General features: G+C 65.8%; 15 protein-coding genes. 10 read left to right on the forward strand and 5 right to left on the reverse strand.

Translation table 11 applies throughout. The features are described 5' to 3' along the window. The 3 genes from PMO31116_RS19405 to PMO31116_RS19415 all read right to left on the reverse strand — a co-directional run. A partial coding sequence (locus tag PMO31116_RS19405; RefSeq protein WP_150568125.1) for a hypothetical protein occupies nucleotides 1-309 on the reverse strand: 309 nt, incomplete at its 3' end. A gap of 46 nt (nucleotides 310-355) precedes the next feature. After that, complete coding sequence (locus PMO31116_RS19410; RefSeq protein ID WP_150568126.1) at nucleotides 356-1159, reverse strand: basic amino acid ABC transporter substrate-binding protein; 804 nt, start codon at nucleotides 1157-1159, stop codon at nucleotides 356-358. An 85-nt stretch (nucleotides 1160-1244) separates the two neighbouring features. Then, complete coding sequence (locus PMO31116_RS19415) at nucleotides 1245-2021, reverse strand: enoyl-CoA hydratase (protein ID WP_150568127.1); 777 nt, start codon at nucleotides 2019-2021, stop codon at nucleotides 1245-1247. Nucleotides 2022-2405: 384 nt separating this feature from the next. Between PMO31116_RS19415 and paaN the strand changes: the two genes are divergently transcribed. The 5 genes from paaN to paaK all read left to right on the forward strand — a co-directional run bounded on the left by paaN (nucleotide 2406) and on the right by paaK (nucleotide 8240). Further along, complete coding sequence (paaN, locus tag PMO31116_RS19420) at nucleotides 2406-4100, forward strand: phenylacetic acid degradation protein PaaN (RefSeq protein ID WP_150568128.1); 1695 nt, start codon at nucleotides 2406-2408, stop codon at nucleotides 4098-4100. 169 nt (nucleotides 4101-4269) lie between these two features. Next, nucleotides 4270-5472: a 3-oxoadipyl-CoA thiolase gene (gene pcaF, locus PMO31116_RS19425; protein WP_150568129.1), complete on the forward strand. Its 1203-nt coding sequence runs from the start codon at nucleotides 4270-4272 to the stop codon at nucleotides 5470-5472. 49 nt (nucleotides 5473-5521) lie between these two features. Further along, nucleotides 5522-6304, forward strand: a complete 783-nt coding sequence (gene paaG / locus PMO31116_RS19430; RefSeq protein ID WP_150568130.1) for a 2-(1,2-epoxy-1,2-dihydrophenyl)acetyl-CoA isomerase PaaG — start codon at nucleotides 5522-5524, stop codon at nucleotides 6302-6304. Nucleotides 6305-6388: 84 nt separating this feature from the next. Next, nucleotides 6389-6847 (forward strand): hydroxyphenylacetyl-CoA thioesterase PaaI, encoded by a 459-nt coding sequence (gene paaI / locus PMO31116_RS19435; RefSeq protein ID WP_246185390.1) that lies wholly within the window; start codon nucleotides 6389-6391, stop codon nucleotides 6845-6847. A 97-nt stretch (nucleotides 6848-6944) separates the two neighbouring features. After that, nucleotides 6945-8240, forward strand: a complete 1296-nt coding sequence (gene paaK / locus PMO31116_RS19440) for a phenylacetate--CoA ligase PaaK (protein ID WP_150568131.1) — start codon at nucleotides 6945-6947, stop codon at nucleotides 8238-8240. Between the two features lie 166 nt (nucleotides 8241-8406). Here paaK and mltA read toward each other — a convergent pair whose 3' ends face one another. Then, the gene (gene mltA / locus PMO31116_RS19445) at nucleotides 8407-9549 is read right to left on the reverse strand and encodes a murein transglycosylase A (RefSeq protein ID WP_150568132.1); all 1143 of its coding nucleotides are present in this window, start codon (nucleotides 9547-9549) and stop codon (nucleotides 8407-8409) included. Here mltA and PMO31116_RS19450 point away from each other — a divergent pair. Next, nucleotides 9548-9790, forward strand: coding sequence for a hypothetical protein (locus PMO31116_RS19450; protein WP_150568133.1), 243 nt, complete (start codon nucleotides 9548-9550; stop codon nucleotides 9788-9790). The two genes, mltA and PMO31116_RS19450, sit on opposite strands and share 2 nt — an antisense overlap. Nucleotides 9791-9818: 28 nt before the next feature. Here the strand turns inward: PMO31116_RS19450 and apaG are convergent, their stop codons facing one another. Then, on the reverse strand, nucleotides 9819-10193 hold the full coding sequence (apaG, locus tag PMO31116_RS19455) for a Co2+/Mg2+ efflux protein ApaG (RefSeq protein WP_150568134.1): 375 nt from the start codon (nucleotides 10191-10193) through the stop codon (nucleotides 9819-9821). 393 nt (nucleotides 10194-10586) lie between these two features. Here apaG and rpe point away from each other — a divergent pair, with 393 nt between their 5' ends. The 4 genes from rpe to PMO31116_RS19475 all read left to right on the forward strand — a co-directional run bounded on the left by rpe (nucleotide 10587) and on the right by PMO31116_RS19475 (nucleotide 15802). Beyond that, the gene (rpe, locus tag PMO31116_RS19460; RefSeq protein ID WP_023594033.1) at nucleotides 10587-11267 is read left to right on the forward strand and encodes a ribulose-phosphate 3-epimerase; all 681 of its coding nucleotides are present in this window, start codon (nucleotides 10587-10589) and stop codon (nucleotides 11265-11267) included. Further along, nucleotides 11264-11980, forward strand: coding sequence for a phosphoglycolate phosphatase (locus PMO31116_RS19465; protein WP_150568135.1), 717 nt, complete (start codon nucleotides 11264-11266; stop codon nucleotides 11978-11980). Before rpe ends, PMO31116_RS19465 begins: the two co-directional genes overlap by 4 nt. Nucleotides 11981-12379: 399 nt before the next feature. Beyond that, complete coding sequence (trpE, locus tag PMO31116_RS19470) at nucleotides 12380-13885, forward strand: anthranilate synthase component I (RefSeq protein WP_150568136.1); 1506 nt, start codon at nucleotides 12380-12382, stop codon at nucleotides 13883-13885. 345 nt (nucleotides 13886-14230) lie between these two features. Next, nucleotides 14231-15802: an efflux transporter outer membrane subunit gene (locus PMO31116_RS19475; protein WP_150568137.1), complete on the forward strand. Its 1572-nt coding sequence runs from the start codon at nucleotides 14231-14233 to the stop codon at nucleotides 15800-15802. Nucleotides 15803-15812 lie beyond the last annotated feature (10 nt).

Below are 15812 nucleotides of genomic sequence, written 5' to 3' on the forward strand. Positions count from 1 at the left end.
GCCGTCGCTTCGTTTTCTGCGTCGCTGCATCAGCAGCAGAGAAGTGAGATTATGTCGCAGCTTCTCGTCGTCGTCAACAGTTTTTTTCGCTTTCTTCGCTCGCCGCCGTAGCGACTCGCCTGCTCGAAAACCACCAACCACCGGGCTTTCCAGCCCGTCGCCCCAACCGCTTCGCCGCTTGCGCTGCGTCGCCGTCGTTGCGAGAGACGAGATATTAGTGAAAACCCCGAACCCTGGCAAGCCCTTTGTGAAAATATTTTGAAAAGCCATGAAAAAGCCCCGCCGGGACGGGGCTTTTTCATCAGGCATCTTCACCCACCGGGACCGATGCTCTTGTTGAACAGAACACCGCCCATCACGGCTTCTTGCCGAAGTACCGCGCGTAGATGGTGTCGTACGTGCCGTCGGCCCTGATCGCGTCGATGCCCTTGTTGATCTTGGCCAGCAATTCGGCGTCGCCCTTACGCACTGCAATCCCGTAATACTCCTTCGGGAAGCTGCTGTCGGAGACCGTACGCAGCTTCGCGCCCGGATTATTGGAAATGAAGTTCACCACCACACCATTGTCGGCCACGACGGCATCCACGCCCCCTGCCTCGAGTTCCTTCATCGCCAGCGGCGTGCCTTCGAAGCGTTTGACGGCGGGGTTGTTCTTGCCCATGAGCTTCTGCACCACCTCGTCGCCCGTGGTCGCCGTCTGCACACCCACCTTCAGCGACTTGAGATCGTCGAACTTCGTTACCGTCGAGCCGGCCGGCACAGCAATCAACTGCGACGCTTCGAAATACGGCTTCGAAAAGTCCATCTGCTTGCTGCGCTCGTCGGTGATCGTGATCGCCGATATCAGAATGTCCCGATCGCCCTGCACCAGCGAATTGAAGATTCCCTCGAAAGGCGTGTTGATGAAGCGAATGGAAATGCCGGCCTTGTCGGCGACGGCCTTCATCACATCGATGTCGAAGCCGGCGATCTGCCGGGTATCCGTTTCGAATTCGAACGGCGCATAGGCGGCGTCCGAACCGACGACATACACGGGTTGCGCGCCGTCCGGCCCCACCGAGCGGCCCGCGGCCGATTCTTCCTTTTTCCCGCAGGCACTCAACAGCAGCCCTGAAGCCACTATGAGCGCCAGCGCCAATGTACGTCGTTTGGTCGACATCGTTCCGTCCCTTGCTGAAAAAACCGGCAGCCTACCACAAGGACGCCCCCCGTAAAGGAGGTCGTCACCGTTTTTCACAACACCGTCAGCGATGCTTGAAAACAGGCTTGCGTTTCTCGACGAATGCCGCCATGCCCTCTTTCTGATCCTCCAGCGCGAACAGCGAATGGAAGATACGACGCTCGAACTGCACCCCCTCGTCGAGGGTCGATTCGAATGCACGGTTCACGGCCTCCTTGGCCGCCATCACGACCGGCAGGGAGAATTCGCAGATGGTGTTCGCCGCGCCGATTGCCTCGTCGAGCAGCTTGTCGAACGGGACCACGCGCGAAACGAGACCGGCGCGTTCAGCCTCCGTGGCATCCATGAAACGGGCGGTCAGGCACATGTCCATCGCCTTGGCCTTCGACACGGCGCGCGTAAGACGCTGCGTGCCGCCCGCGCCCGGAATCACGCCCAGCTTGATCTCCGGCTGGCCGAACTTCGCGGTGTCCGCCGCGATGATGAAATCGCACATCATGGCCAGTTCGCAGCCGCCGCCGAGCGCGAAGCCCGACACCGCCGCAATCACCGGCTTGCGGATGCGACGCACCGTCTCCCAGTTGCGCGTGATGTAATCGCCCTTGAACACGTCGGCGAAGGTGTACTTCGACATCATGCCGATGTCGGCACCCGCGGCGAACGCCTTTTCGCTGCCGGTGATCACCATGCATCCAATGGCGTCGTCGGCATCGAAGGCGGTCAGCGCGGCGCCAAGTTCATCCATCAGCGCGTCGTTGAGCGCGTTGAGCGCTTTCGGACGATTCAGCGTGATCAGACCGACGCGACCGCGCGTCTCCACCAGAATGTTCTCGTACGTCATCCTCTTCTTCCTCCAGTCAAAGTCTTGTCTTGTGTTTCGGGGGTAGGTAACGGCACATCACTGCAAACCTGGGTTCAGGGCATGATGCCATCGATCCCCCGGGCACGCACCTGCCGTTCCGCCAAGCAGACTTCCGGCCTTCACGCCCGACGACGGGCGCGGAGACCGTCCCGCCGTCGGGGAAAACCCGGCGTCATCGCATGCCACGCCCGGCAGATTTGATGCTATATTAACAAACCAACCGGTCGGTTAATTAATGTCGACAATGCGTGTCGACGACGACCGGGTGCCGTCACCTGCGTCCTGCCGCGCGCCCGCACGAACGTGCCCGCCGGCGGGTAGCGAATCCGCCAGCCGCATCCCGACACGGACAGATCCACCACCATGACCCATCCCCTCTTCGCCAAACACCAAGAGACTCTCGAGCGCGCCCTTCAGGCCATCGCCACGCGTGGTTACTGGAGCCCGTTCACGGAAATGCCGAGCCCGCGCGCGTATGGCGAAACGGCGGCCGCCGACGGCGAAGCCGCCTTCAAGCAGTATCTGAACGCTGCCTTCCCGCTTGATCAGCGCGGCAGCACGGGACGCGTCGGCCAGGAAGCCTCGCCGTTCGGTTTCGCCCTGGGCACGACCTATCCCGGTTTCGAGGTCGACACCCTGCTCGCCCGCGTGAGCGACGCGCACAAGTCATACCGCGCCGCCACGCCGGACGCCTGGGTCGGGGTTTCGCTCGAAATCCTCAAGCGCCTGAATGCCCGCAGCTTCGAGATGGCCAACGCCGTCATGCATACCACGGGCCAGGCCTTCATGATGGCGTTCCAGGCAGGCGGCCCGCACGCCCAGGACCGTGGCCTCGAAGCCGTGGCCTACGCCTGGGACGAACTGCGCCGCATTCCGACCGACGCCTACTGGGAGAAGCCGCAGGGCAAGAACCCGCCGCTCGCCATGGAAAAGCGCTACACGGTGGTGCCGCGCGGCGTGGCACTGGTCCTCGGATGCTGCACGTTCCCCACGTGGAATGGCTATCCCGGCCTGTTCGCCAGCCTGGCGACCGGCAATGCCGTGATCGTCAAGCCGCACCCGGGTGCGATCCTGCCGCTGGCCATCACGGTGAAGATCGCTCGCGAGGTGCTCGAGGAAGCCGGCTTCGATCCGGATGTGGTCACGCTCGCCGCGACCAACCCGAACGACGGCGCGATCGTCCAGCAACTCGCCCAGCGCGGCGAAGTGCGCGTGATCGACTTCACCGGCAGCACCGCCAACGGCGACTGGCTCGAGACGCATGCCCGTCAGGCACAGGTCTATACCGAGAAGGCCGGCGTGAACCAGATCGTGATCGACTCGACGGACGACCTCAAGGGCATGGCCCGCAACATCGGCTTCTCGCTGGCGCTGTACTCGGGCCAGATGTGCACCGCGCCGCAGAACATCTACATTCCACGCGACGGCATCCAGACCCCGGACGGCAATGTCTCGTTCGACGAGGTCGTGGCTGCCATCGCGGGTAGCGTCCAGAAGACGTGCAGCGACCCGTCCAAGGCCGTGGAGCTGCTCGGCGCGGTCCAGAACGAAGGCGTGCTCGCACGCGTCGAGGAAGCCCGCGGTCTCGGTCGCGTGGTCCTCGACAGCCAGTCGCTGCAGCACCCGGCTTTCGCCGACGCCCGCGTTCGCACGCCGCTGATCGTGGCCCTCGACGTGGCCGACGAGGCGACCTTCACGCGTGAGTGGTTCGGCCCGATCGCCTTCGTGATTGCCGTCGACAGCAGCGCACAGGCCTTCGCGCTGGCCGGACGCATCGCCGCCGAACACGGCGCGCTCACGCTTTCGGCCTACACGACGTCGGCCGAGGGCGAGGCCCAGGCGCTCGACGCCGCCATCGAGGGCCGCGTGGCGCTGTCGCTGAACCTCACGGGCGGTGTGTTCGTGAACCAGTCGGCCGCCTTCTCGGACTATCACGGCACGGGCGGCAACCCGGCCGCGAACGCGAGCCTGGCGGACGCCGCCTTCGTGGCGAACCGATTCCGCGTCGTGCAAAGCCGTCACCACGTGCCGGCCCGCTCCGCCGAAGCGAGCGCCTGAGCGACGCGACACTCATCTATATAGAAGGGACGGAGAGAAAACCCGGCGTCGTGCGCCAACGCGGCGGTAAGTCACTACCATAGTCACTCGCCGCCGACGGGGCACGATCGATCGCCACCGACCGGCACCGGGGCCGTCTCCCGATCACCAAGGACAGGAACGAGACATCATGACCGAAGCCTTCATCTGCGACGCGATCCGCACCCCCATCGGCCGCTACGGCGGCGCCCTGAAGGACGTGCGCGCCGACAACCTCGGCGCCATTCCGCTCAAGGCGCTCATGGCGCGCAATCCGAACGTCGACTGGACGCTCATCGATGACGTGATCTACGGCTGCGCCAACCAGGCGGGCGAAGACAACCGCAACGTGGCCCGCATGGCGTCGCTGCTCGCCGAGCTGCCGATCGACGTGCCGGGCGCCACGCTCAACCGCCTGTGCGGCTCGGGCATGGATGCCATCGGCACTGCCGCGCGCGCCATCAAGGCCGGCGAAGCCGGACTGATGATTGCCGGCGGCGTCGAATCGATGACTCGCGCACCGTTCGTGATGGGCAAGGCCGACAGCGCCTTCGCGCGTCAGGCGGCGATTTTCGACACCACCATCGGCTGGCGCTTCATCAACCCGCTGATGAAGGCGCAGTACGGCGTGGACTCCATGCCCGAGACGGCGGAGAACGTGGCCGACGACTTCAAGATCAATCGCGAAGACCAGGACCGCTTCGCGCTGCGCAGCCAGGAGAAAGCGGCGCGCGCGCAGGCCGACGGCACGCTGGCGCAGGAAATCACGCCGGTGTCGATCGCCCAGAAGAAGGGTGACCCGATCGTGGTGGAGCGTGACGAGCACCCGCGCGCCACGAGCCTGGAGGCGTTGGCCAAGCTCAAGGGCGTGGTGCGTCCCGATGGCACCGTGACCGCGGGCAACGCCTCGGGCGTGAACGACGGCGCGTGCGCGTTGCTGCTCGCGAGCGAGAGTGCCGCCAGGCTGCACGGCCTCACGCCGCGCGCGCGCGTGCTGGGCATGGCCACGGCCGGCGTGGCGCCACGCATCATGGGTATCGGCCCCGCCCCGGCCACGGTCAAGCTGCTCAAGCAACTGAACATGACGCTGGACCAGTTCGACGTGATCGAGCTGAACGAAGCCTTTGCCAGCCAGGGTCTGGCCGTGCTGCGTCAGCTCGGCGTGGCCGACGACGACACCCGCGTAAATCCGAACGGCGGCGCGATCGCACTGGGCCATCCGCTGGGCGCCTCGGGCGCGCGTCTGGTCACGACCGCGATGTATCAATTGCATCGCACCGGCGGCCGTTATGCGCTGTGCACGATGTGCATCGGCGTGGGCCAGGGCATCGCCATCGCCATCGAACGCGTCTGATCGCTCACGGCGCTTCGCCAAGACAAGAGACACCCGGAGGAAGACACTCATGACCGCCACGATTCAGCTCTCGCTGCAGGCCAACGTTGCGACGATCACGCTCAACCGTCCAGAGAAGCTCAACAGCTTCACGCGCCAGATGCATGCGGAATTGCGCGACGCGCTGGACGCCGCGCAGGCGCAAGGCGCGCGCGCGATCGTGCTGACCGGCGCCGGACGCGGCTTCTGCGCCGGCCAGGATCTGGCGGATCTCGACTTCACCCCGGGCGCCTCGACCGATCTCGGTGCGCTGATCGACGAGAACTTCAATCCGCTGGTGCGCAAGCTGCGCGCGATGCCGGTGCCGGTGATTGCCGCCGTGAACGGCATTGCGGCGGGCGCGGGCGCGAACCTGGCACTCGCGTGCGACATCGTGCTCGCCGGCGCCTCGGTGAATTTCGTGCAGGCGTTCGTGAAGATCGGCCTGCTGCCGGATACCGGCGGCACCTGGTTCCTGCCGCAACGCGTGGGCATGGCGCGCGCCATGGGGCTCGCCATGCTCGGCGACAAGCTCTCGGCCGAACAAGCCGAGCAATGGGGCATGATCTGGCGCTGTGTCGACGACGATGCGCTGATGCCCGAAGCCCTGAAGCTTGCCGCCCAGTTGGCGACGCAACCCACGCGGGCGCTCGCCACCATCAAGGCAGCGCTTTACGCGTCGGCGACCAACACGCTCGATCAGCAGCTCGACCTGGAGCGCGATTCGCAGCGGGCGCTGGGCGCCTCGTACGACTACGCCGAGGGCGTGAACGCGTTTCTCGAGAAACGCGCACCGAAATTCGAGGGCCGCTGACCGACGCCCGCACCCAGCGCGCTTGCCCCGGCCAGGACCGCATGCCGCGCGAGAGACCGATACCAAAACAAGACGAGAGACACGATGAGCCTGACCTCCTCCGCCGCCAAGGCACCCAGTGAGATGACACCGGAAGAGCTCGCCCGCGCCACGGGCGAGGCGATGTACAGCACCGATCGCGCCAGCCAGTGGCTGGGCATGGAATTGCTGGAAGTGCGTCCGGGCTATGCGCGCATGTCGATGCGCATTCGCGACGAATTCCTCAACGGCCACGCCATCTGCCATGGTGGCCTGATGTTCACGCTCGCGGATTCGACCTTTGCGTTCGCATGCAACAGCTACAACATCAACACGGTCGCCGCCGGTTGCAGCATCGAATTCCTGAAGCCGGTTGCCGGGGGCGACACCCTCACCGCCGAGGCGCAGGAGCAGGTGCTTTCGGGGCGTCACGGGATCTACGACATCCGGCTGACGAATTCGGCCGGCGAAGTGGTCGCCATGTTCCGCGGCAAGTCCGCACAGATCAAGGGCAACGTCGTCTGACGCGCCCCGGGCAGTACGTGGGTCCGGGCATGCAGGCACGAGACACACACGTCATAGTGAGTAGTAGTAGAAAGTAGCAAGTCCCAAGGAGACAGTCATGACCACCGCCTTGCCGCTCGAGCCGATCGAGAAAGCGAGCCTCGACGAACTGCGCGCCCTTCAGCTCGACCGCCTGAAGACGACGCTGCGGCATGCCTATGAGAACTCGCCGGTGTACCGCCGCAAGTTCGACGAGGCCGGCGTCCATCCGGACGATCTGACCACGCTGGCCGACCTGGCCAAGTTCCCGTTCACGACGAAGCAGGATCTGCGCGACAGCTATCCGTTCGGCATGTTTGCCGTGCCGATGGAGCAGGTCTCGCGCGTGCATGCGTCCTCGGGCACCACGGGCAAACCGACGGTCGTGGGCTATACCGCGAACGACATCAGCACCTGGGCCGACCTGGTCGCGCGTTCGATCCGTGCGTCCGGCGCCCGTCGCGGCGACAAGGTGCACGTCAGCTATGGCTATGGCCTGTTCACCGGCGGTCTGGGCGCGCATTACGGCGCCGAGCGCGCCGGGCTGACGGTGATTCCGTTCGGCGGCGGCCAGACCGAGAAGCAGGTCCAGCTGATCCAGGACTTCAAGCCCGACATCATCATGGTCACGCCGAGCTACATGCTCGCGATCGCCGACGAGCTCGAGCGTCAGGGCGTGGTAGCGGCCGAGTCGTCGCTACGCATCGGCATCTTCGGCGCCGAGCCGTGGACCAATGACATGCGCACGGCCATCGAGAAGCGCATGGGCATCGACGCGGTCGACATTTATGGTTTGTCGGAAGTGATGGGACCGGGTGTCGCGTGCGAATGCGCCGAGACCAAGGACGGCCCGACCATCTGGGAAGATCACTTCTATCCCGAGATCATCGATCCGGAGACTGGCGAAGTGCTGCCCGACGGCGAATTCGGCGAGCTGGTCTTCACCTCGCTCACGAAAGAGGCCCTGCCGATCATCCGCTACCGCACGCGCGATCTCACGCGCCTGCTTCCGGGCACCGCGCGCACGATGCGTCGCATGGAGAAGATCACCGGCCGCTCGGACGACATGATGATCATCCGCGGCGTGAACGTGTTCCCGTCGCAGATCGAGGAACTGCTGCTGCGCCAGCCCGTGCTCTCGCCGCACTATCAGATCATCCTGGACAAGGAAGGCCCGATGGACACGATGGCCGTCGAAGTCGAAGCCGCTGTCGGCTGCAACGACGACGGCGCGCTGCAATCGGCCGGCGGCGAGCTCAAGCGCGATATCAAGACGCTCATCGGCGTGTCGTGTGCGGTGCGCGTGAAGCCGGTCGGCGCCATCGAGCGCTCCGTCGGCAAGGCGCGCCGCGTGCTCGACAAGCGCCCGCGCTGACCCTTCCGACCCGCCGGACCGCGCGGCATCCCCGCGCCGCGGCGGGTCGCCGCGTTCCCTCGCCTTGACGGCGCCGTAACGACGAAAAAGCCCGCGAATCCGCGGGCTTTTTCGTTGTCCTGGACGCTGCGGCCCATGCCACCGGCATCCGGCGCATCGCGCGGCGTCACTGATTCGGCAGGAACACCCACATCTTGCCGCTCTGGCGCATACGCCCGGCGAGATCGCCGGCGTCGTCGCCCAGCCCCCAGAAGAAGTCCGCGCGCACGCCGCCCTTGATGGCGCTGCCCGTATCCTGCGCGAACATCAGCCGGTTGATGGGCGCATTCGCCTGCGGCCCGAAAGGCGGGCGCGTGGTCGAGAGGAACACCGGACTGCCCAGCGGGATCGACGCCGGATCGACCGCGATCGAGCGCTCCGCCGTCAGCGGCACCCCGAGCGCCCCGATCGGGCCTTCGATGCCGCCCACGCCGTGGTTCGGCATCTCGCGGAAGAACACGAAGCGCGGATTCACGTCGAGCAGAGCGTCCACCCGCGACGGGTTGGCCCGCGCCCACGCCCGAATGCCCTGCATCGTCGCCTGCGCGGGCGTGATCTCCCCGCGGTCGATCAACCAGCGCCCGATCGACTTGTACGGCTGGTCGTTATTGCCCGCGTAGCCCACGCGCATGACGGTACCGTCGTCGAGCAGCACCTGCCCCGAGCCTTGCACCTGCAGGAAGAACGCTTCGATGGGGTCGTCCACGTACACCAGTTCGTTGCCGCGCAACATGCCGCTGCGCATGAGCTCCGCCCGCGGGGGCAGCGATCCGGCTCGGCGGCCGGCCGGCCATTTGTAGAGCGGGGTCTGGTACACGCCGCCCCGCACCCGCGAGCCGTGCAGCAACGGCTCGTAGTAGCCGGTAATCAGGCCCGTCTGCGTGCCATCGGAGTTCGCGATACGAAACGGCGTAAAGTACTGTTCGAAGAATTGACGGACCGCTGCCGGATCGAGATCGTCGAGCTGCTCGGAGGCCCGGCAGGCCATTTGCCAGTGACTCTGGCGGCTCAGCTTGACGCAGCTTTGCGCGAGCGCGAGCCGGGCGCCGATGAGCGAATCATCCTGCCAGCCGTCGACCTGCGACCACGATACGGGTTGCATGCGGCCTGCGCCCGAGGGCGGCGTGGCCACGGTCGATGGTGGCGTGCCTGGACGATAGGTGCCCTTCGGGGGCACACTCGAACAACCGTAAAGCAATACCGCCAACGCGGCGAGTGCCAGCCCCCGGCCGGCACGCCACCGCCCGAACACATTCAGGAAAAGCGTCATGGGTAATCTGTTCGATGAATATCCGGCGTTGCTGGTACTGCCGGAAGTGTTGCTTGCCGTCGTGATCATCGCGGCCATCGTGGTGATGCGTCGCAGACCGTCGCCCCACCGCCGGGTGCACCAGACACGGGCGAGCCAGCCCATGCCGAGCGACACCGTCGACCCCATCGATGCCGACGCGGCCGCTCGCACGTCCGACGATCCGTTGAAGCGGGAAGACTGGTCCGACGACCGCCGCTGACGCCCGGTGCCTGCGTTCATACCCGATTTCAGTGCAGCGTGCGCGGCATGGTGAGCGCGAACTCGGCGATGGGGACTTCGAAGCGCGTGCCGTCCTCGGCCACGCAGAAGTACTCGCCTCGCATGGTGCCGACCGGCGTGCCGACCATGGCCCAGCTCGTGTACTCGAACTGCTCGCCGGGCTTGAGGAACGGCTGATGCCCCACCACGCCCAGGCCGCTCACTTCCTGCACCTTGTTGTCGCCGTCGGTGATCACCCAGTGGCGCGAAATCAGCTGTGCCGGCATTTCGCCCGTATTCACGATCGTGATCGTGTATGCGAAGGCGAACTGCCTCCGATCCGGTTCCGATTGTTCGGGAAGATACTGCGGGCGCACGGTGACGGTAAATTCGTACTGGCTCATCGGGTGTTCCTGTTGCGCATGCGTGCTCTCTGATGGCGTTCTGGTCATGGCGGTCGGGCCGCCGGCTGTCGGTCTTTCGTCGGTCGGTCCCACGGCGTCGCGACGATTGCGCTTCGCGCGACCGTGCGCGCGTCATCGCGCTTTGCAAGGCATTCTGCGGCAAGTCGTCGCGGGTCGCAACCGGCGGACATCCCGGGCCCATGCCGCCCCGGCAGGCGCCTGGTTCGTGCCGGGCCCACCTCGCTTGTAGCCGACGTGCCGCCTCAATACCTCCAGTCCCCGTGCCGATTCGTCACACGAAGCCGGTGCGAACCTTCCCGATGAGAGCACTGCGGGCAGGCGTCATGCGAAAGCTTTAAAATAGCGCTTTTGACGCTATCGCCCCACCCCGCCATGACGCAATTCTGTATCGCCCCCAGCATCCTGTCCGCCGACTTTGCCCGGCTTGGCGAGGAAGTCCGTAACGTCGTGGCGGCCGGCGCCGACTGGATTCACTTCGACGTGATGGACAACCATTACGTTCCCAATCTGACCATCGGCCCGATGGTCTGCGAGGCGATTCGTCCGCACGTGGACGTGCCCATCGACGTCCACCTGATGGTGCGCCCGGTCGACCGCATCGTGCCGGACTTTGCCAAGGCGGGCGCCAACCTCATCACGTTCCACCCCGAAGCCTCGGACCACATCGACCGCACGCTCGGCCTGATTCGCGACAACGGCTGCAAGGCCGGGCTCGTCTTCAATCCGGGCACGCCGCTGCACTACCTCGACCACGTGATGGACCGCCTGGACATGGTGCTGATCATGTCGGTCAACCCGGGTTTCGGTGGCCAGTCGTTCATTCCCGAGGCGCTCAACAAGCTGCGTGCCGTGCGCGCGCGCATCGACGCCTACCGCGCCGAGACTGGCCGCGAGATCCGCCTGGAGATCGACGGCGGCGTGAAGGTCGACAACATTGCCGAGATTGCCGCCGCAGGCGCCGACACGTTCGTGGCCGGCTCCGCCATCTTCGGCAAACCCGACTACAAGGCGGTGATCGATCAGATGCGCGCCCAACTGGCGAGCGTGGCATGATCCAGAATCCGCATCTCCGGCTCGACGGGATTCGTGCCGTACTGATCGACCTGGACGGCACGCTCGTCGACACCGCCGGCGACTTCGGCGTGGCGCTCAACGCGATGCTGGCCGCCCTGGGGGCCGCCCCCGTGCCGACCGGGCGCCTGATGACCTTCGTGGGCAAGGGCACGGCCAACCTCGTGCGCAAGACGCTCGCCGAGCGCTTCCCCGACAACGAGATCGAGTCCCTGTTCGCGCGTGCGCAGGACAAATACGAAGCCGTCTACACGTCGATCAACGGCGAGAACACGGTGCTCTATCCCGAAGTGCGCGAGGGATTGGCAGCGCTGCGCGAGGCGGGGCTGCCCGTGGCCTGCATCACCAACAAGCAGCACCGCTTCGCCGTGGCGCTGCTCGAGCACTACGCGCTCGCCGATCATTTCGATCTCGTCTACGGCGGCGACTCATGGCCCAGGCGCAAGCCTGACCCGATGCCGCTCATCAAGGCGTGCGAAGCCTTCGGCGTGTCGCCGTCGCAGGCGGTGCTCGTCGGCGACTCGGGCAACGATGCGCAGGCGGCCCGTGCAGCCGGTTGCGCATCGCTCACCGTGCCGTACGGCTACAACCATGGCGAATCTATACAAACGATCGACACGGATGGTATAGTCGCCTCAATTCTGGGCGCCGCCCGGGCGATCCTGCCCAGGGCAACGTCCGATCTGGCGAGCTGAATTCGCCGTCTTCCACACTGCATTCAAGCGCAATGTTCCTGAACAAGAAACGGAGTCTTGGCGTGATCGACCGGGGGGCCTGGCCCTGGCGACGCTGGTCCTGCTGAACCCTTCCACGGGGTGGCCGGGACCGCCGAGGCACGTCTTCGGCAACCCGTTTCTTGCATCGTTGTTGTTCCCAAGAAGTCATTTGTCTGCGCGCCGTGTCACACAGCGGGCGGATGCGTCGAGACGCGATTCGCGCGGCGATCCCGCGGGCGTTTGCCCGTGCCTCGCGCGCACGTTGCGCCCCGGGCGCGGGCCAGCACGTCCACCCCGACATCACTTAGGTATTCTCAACGCCAATCCACGCCGACATCGCGGGACCGCCCGCCGGCAAACCTGCAGGCAGAGTGCAACATGACCGAACTCGAATTCAAATCGCTGGCCAACCAGGGCTTCAACCGCATCCCGCTGATCGCCGAGGCCTTCGCCGATCTCGACACACCGCTCTCGCTTTATCTGAAGCTGGCGCTGGGCGACCGGCGCGGCGCGAACACCTTCCTGCTCGAATCGGTCGTCGGCGGCGAACGCTTCGGCCGCTACTCGTTCATCGGCCTGTCGGCCCACACGCTGCTGCGCAGCTTCGGACCGAAGACCGAAGTGGTGCGCGACGGCGCGATCGTCGAGACGCATGAAGGCGATCCGCTCGAATTCATCACCCGGTTCCAGGCCCGCTTCAAAGTCGCCCTGCGCCCGGGCATGCCGCGCTTCTGCGGTGGCCTCGCCGGGTACTTCGGCTACGACGCCGTGCGCTACATCGAGAATAAGCTGGCCCACACCACGCCGCGCGACGACCTGCATCTGCCCGACATCCAGTTGCTGCTCACCGAAGAACTTGCCGTGATCGACAACCTGACCGGCAAGCTCTACCTCATCATCTACGCCGATCCCACCCAGCCCGAGGCTTATTCGAAGGCTCGCCTGCGGCTGCGCGAGCTGCGCGCCCGCCTCAAGGCGCCGGTGGACGCGCCGGTCACCTCGGGCAGCGTACGCACCGAGACGTTCCGCGAATTCGCCAAGCCGGACTATCTCGCGGCCGTCGCCAAGGCCAAGGAGGCCATCGCGGCAGGCGAACTCATGCAAGTGCAGGTCGGCCAGCGTCTCATCAAGCCGTATCGCGACGCCCCGCTCTCGCTCTACCGCGCGCTGCGCTCGCTCAACCCCTCGCCGTACATGTATTTCTACAACTTCGGCGATTTTCAGGTGGTCGGCGCGTCGCCCGAAATCCTCGTGCGTCAGGAACGCCGACAAACGCCGGACGGCGAACAGGAGATCGTGACGATCCGCCCGCTCGCGGGCACGCGCCCGCGCGGCGCCACGCCCGAGCGCGACGCCGAACTGGCCACCGAGTTGCTTGGCGATCCGAAGGAAATTGCCGAGCACGTCATGCTCATCGATCTGGCGCGCAACGACGTGGGGCGCATCGCGCAAACGGGCACCGTGACAGTCACCGACAAGATGGTGATCGAGAAGTACTCGCACGTGCAACACATCGTGAGCTCTGTGGAAGGACGCCTGCAACCGGGGTTGTCGAACATCGACGTGCTGCGCGCCACGTTCCCCGCCGGCACGCTTACCGGCGCACCGAAGGTACGTGCCATGGAACTCATCGACGAGCTCGAACCCGTGAAGCGCGGGTTGTACGGCGGCGCGGTGGGTTACCTGTCGTTCGGCGGCGAAATGGACGTGGCCATCGCCATCCGGACCGGCGTGATCAAGGACGGCAACCTCTACGTACAGGCCGCCGCCGGCATCGTCGCCGATTCGGTCCCCGAGTCGGAATGGCAAGAAACGGAGAACAAGGCGCGCGCCGTGCTACGCGCCGCGGAGCAGGTGCAGGACGGCCTCGACGCCGAATTCTGACCCGAGCGCGCGGCGCCGGGGCATGGCGCCCCGGCGGGTGCGCGCACCAACTTGACGCATCCCACCGAACAAACGGAACGCCCCCCGCCCACGCGCGGAATCCCCGAATTGACGCAACAGCACCTGAAACGGGCCGGACTTCCGTGACCCCCGCATGACACGCCAATAGACAGGGCTCCGAATCGACTGAGTTGATCCTCTAGTCGATTCGGGGCCCTTGTTGATTTAGCACAATCGTTCGCTTTTTTTCGACCACTTTCGTATACGCCGATTGACGTCGCCACGCTATAGTGGGATGTCCGTCGGGAGGTCGAGACTTCTATGGCGAAACCATGCAATCCACGTATGCGTTCCGGCGTCGCATCCCCCCTTGCGACGACCGTGACGGCCACCCTGAGCGCGATTCTGGCAACCCTGACCAGCGGTTGCATTTCGATGGCGCCGACCTACGAGCGTCCTGCGGCGCCGGTGCCCAACGTGTGGACATCGGATGTCAGCACGTCGCCCGCCACCGTGGCCGCGCAACCGGCCGCCTCGCTGGGCTGGCGCGAATACTTCGCCGATCCGCAGTTGCGCGGCCTCATCGAGACGGCGCTGGCCAACAATCGCGATCTTCGCGTTGCGCTCGCGCGCGTCGAACAGGCGCGCGCCGTGTACGGCATTCAACGCGCGGACCTGCTTCCGTCGTTGGGTGTGGGGGCGAACGAAACCCGGCAGCGGCTGCCGCGCGACCTGAGCGTTACCGGCAATCCGTACATCAGCAGCCAGTATCAGGTCGGTCTTGGGCTGTCGACATGGGAGCTGGACTTTTGGGGGCGCATCCGCAATCTCAAGGACGCCGCGCTCGATGATTATTTGGCATCCGATGCATCTCGCCGCGCACTCGAACTCAGTCTGATCTCCCAGGTGGCCCAGACGTGGCTGAGCCTGCGCGAATTCGACGAGCGCATTGCACTGGCGCAGCAAACGGTCGACAGCCGAGCCGAATCGCTGCGCATCTTCACCCGCCGCGAGCTGGTCGGCGCCACGTCGAAGCTCGACCTGACCGAGGTCACCACACTGTGGCAACAGGCGCGCGCACTCGTCACGCAGCTCCAGCAGCAACGCGCCGCGCAGGCGCATGCGCTGCAGGTGCTCGTGGGCGCACCGATCGACACTTCGCCGCACGCCCTCGACCACACCTTCGACGACGCGGCGCTGATGCGCGATCTGGAACCGGGGCTGCCGTCCTCGCTGCTCGAAGACCGGCCCGACATCATCGCGGCCGAGTATCAGTTGCGCGCGGCGCATGCCAACATCGGCGCGGCGCGCGCGGCGTTCTTCCCGCAAATCACGCTCACCGGCTCGGTCGGCACGGCCAGCAGTGCGCTCGACGGATTGTTCAAGGCCGGCAGTGCCGCATGGACCTTCACGCCGAGCATCAGCCTGCCGATCTTCCAGGGCGGGCGCCTCGTCAACAACCTGGATCTGGCCGAAGCGCGTCGGGTGGAATCGGTTGCCAACTACGAAAAGACGATTCAAGGCGCGTTTCGCGACGTCGCGGACGCCCTCAGTGCGCGCCGTTGGCTGGCCGATCAGGTCTCGATCCTGCAGGCCACGCAGGACGCCCAGGCCGAACGCGCCCGTCTCGCAAAGCTGCGCTACGACCACGGCGCCGCGGCCTTCCTCGAAGTGCTCGACGCCCAGCGCGATCTCCTCGCGATCGAACAACAGACGGTGCAAACGCGTCGTGCGCTGCTCTCCGCGCGGGTATCGCTCTACACGGCACTCGGCGGCGGCAGCCGTCTGATGCCGGCGGCCGCTTCCCCCGCCGGCCCGTTCGCGCGCACGCCCCGCGTGATCGAGCCCACCCCGGCGGGCAATGTCGCGGCGCCCGGGGCATCGGGCCGGACGAACGCCACGCGGACCGCCCAATGACTTCAAGAGG

This window comes from Pandoraea morbifera (assembly GCF_902459575.1).
GTDB classification, from domain to species: Bacteria; Pseudomonadota; Gammaproteobacteria; order Burkholderiales; family Burkholderiaceae; genus Pandoraea; species Pandoraea morbifera.

Excerpts from the sequence above, each read along its gene's own strand:
- mltA (WP_150568132.1), bottom strand. The coding sequence starts at position 9,549 with ATGACGCTTTTCCTGAATGTGTTCGGGCGGTGGCGTGCCGGCCGGGGG.
- PMO31116_RS19450 (WP_150568133.1), top strand. The coding sequence starts at position 9,548 with ATGGGTAATCTGTTCGATGAATATCCGGCGTTGCTGGTACTGCCGGAA.
- paaK (WP_150568131.1), top strand. The coding sequence starts at position 6,945 with ATGACCACCGCCTTGCCGCTCGAGCCGATCGAGAAAGCGAGCCTCGAC.
- paaN (WP_150568128.1), top strand. The coding sequence starts at position 2,406 with ATGACCCATCCCCTCTTCGCCAAACACCAAGAGACTCTCGAGCGCGCC.
- paaG (WP_150568130.1), top strand. The coding sequence starts at position 5,522 with ATGACCGCCACGATTCAGCTCTCGCTGCAGGCCAACGTTGCGACGATC.
- PMO31116_RS19410 (WP_150568126.1), bottom strand. The coding sequence starts at position 1,159 with ATGTCGACCAAACGACGTACATTGGCGCTGGCGCTCATAGTGGCTTCA.
- apaG (WP_150568134.1), bottom strand. The coding sequence starts at position 10,193 with ATGAGCCAGTACGAATTTACCGTCACCGTGCGCCCGCAGTATCTTCCC.
- PMO31116_RS19415 (WP_150568127.1), bottom strand. The coding sequence starts at position 2,021 with ATGACGTACGAGAACATTCTGGTGGAGACGCGCGGTCGCGTCGGTCTG.
- paaI (WP_246185390.1), top strand. The coding sequence starts at position 6,389 with ATGAGCCTGACCTCCTCCGCCGCCAAGGCACCCAGTGAGATGACACCG.
- PMO31116_RS19465 (WP_150568135.1), top strand. The coding sequence starts at position 11,264 with ATGATCCAGAATCCGCATCTCCGGCTCGACGGGATTCGTGCCGTACTG.
- pcaF (WP_150568129.1), top strand. The coding sequence starts at position 4,270 with ATGACCGAAGCCTTCATCTGCGACGCGATCCGCACCCCCATCGGCCGC.
- rpe (WP_023594033.1), top strand. The coding sequence starts at position 10,587 with ATGACGCAATTCTGTATCGCCCCCAGCATCCTGTCCGCCGACTTTGCC.
- PMO31116_RS19475 (WP_150568137.1), top strand. The coding sequence starts at position 14,231 with ATGCGTTCCGGCGTCGCATCCCCCCTTGCGACGACCGTGACGGCCACC.
- trpE (WP_150568136.1), top strand. The coding sequence starts at position 12,380 with ATGACCGAACTCGAATTCAAATCGCTGGCCAACCAGGGCTTCAACCGC.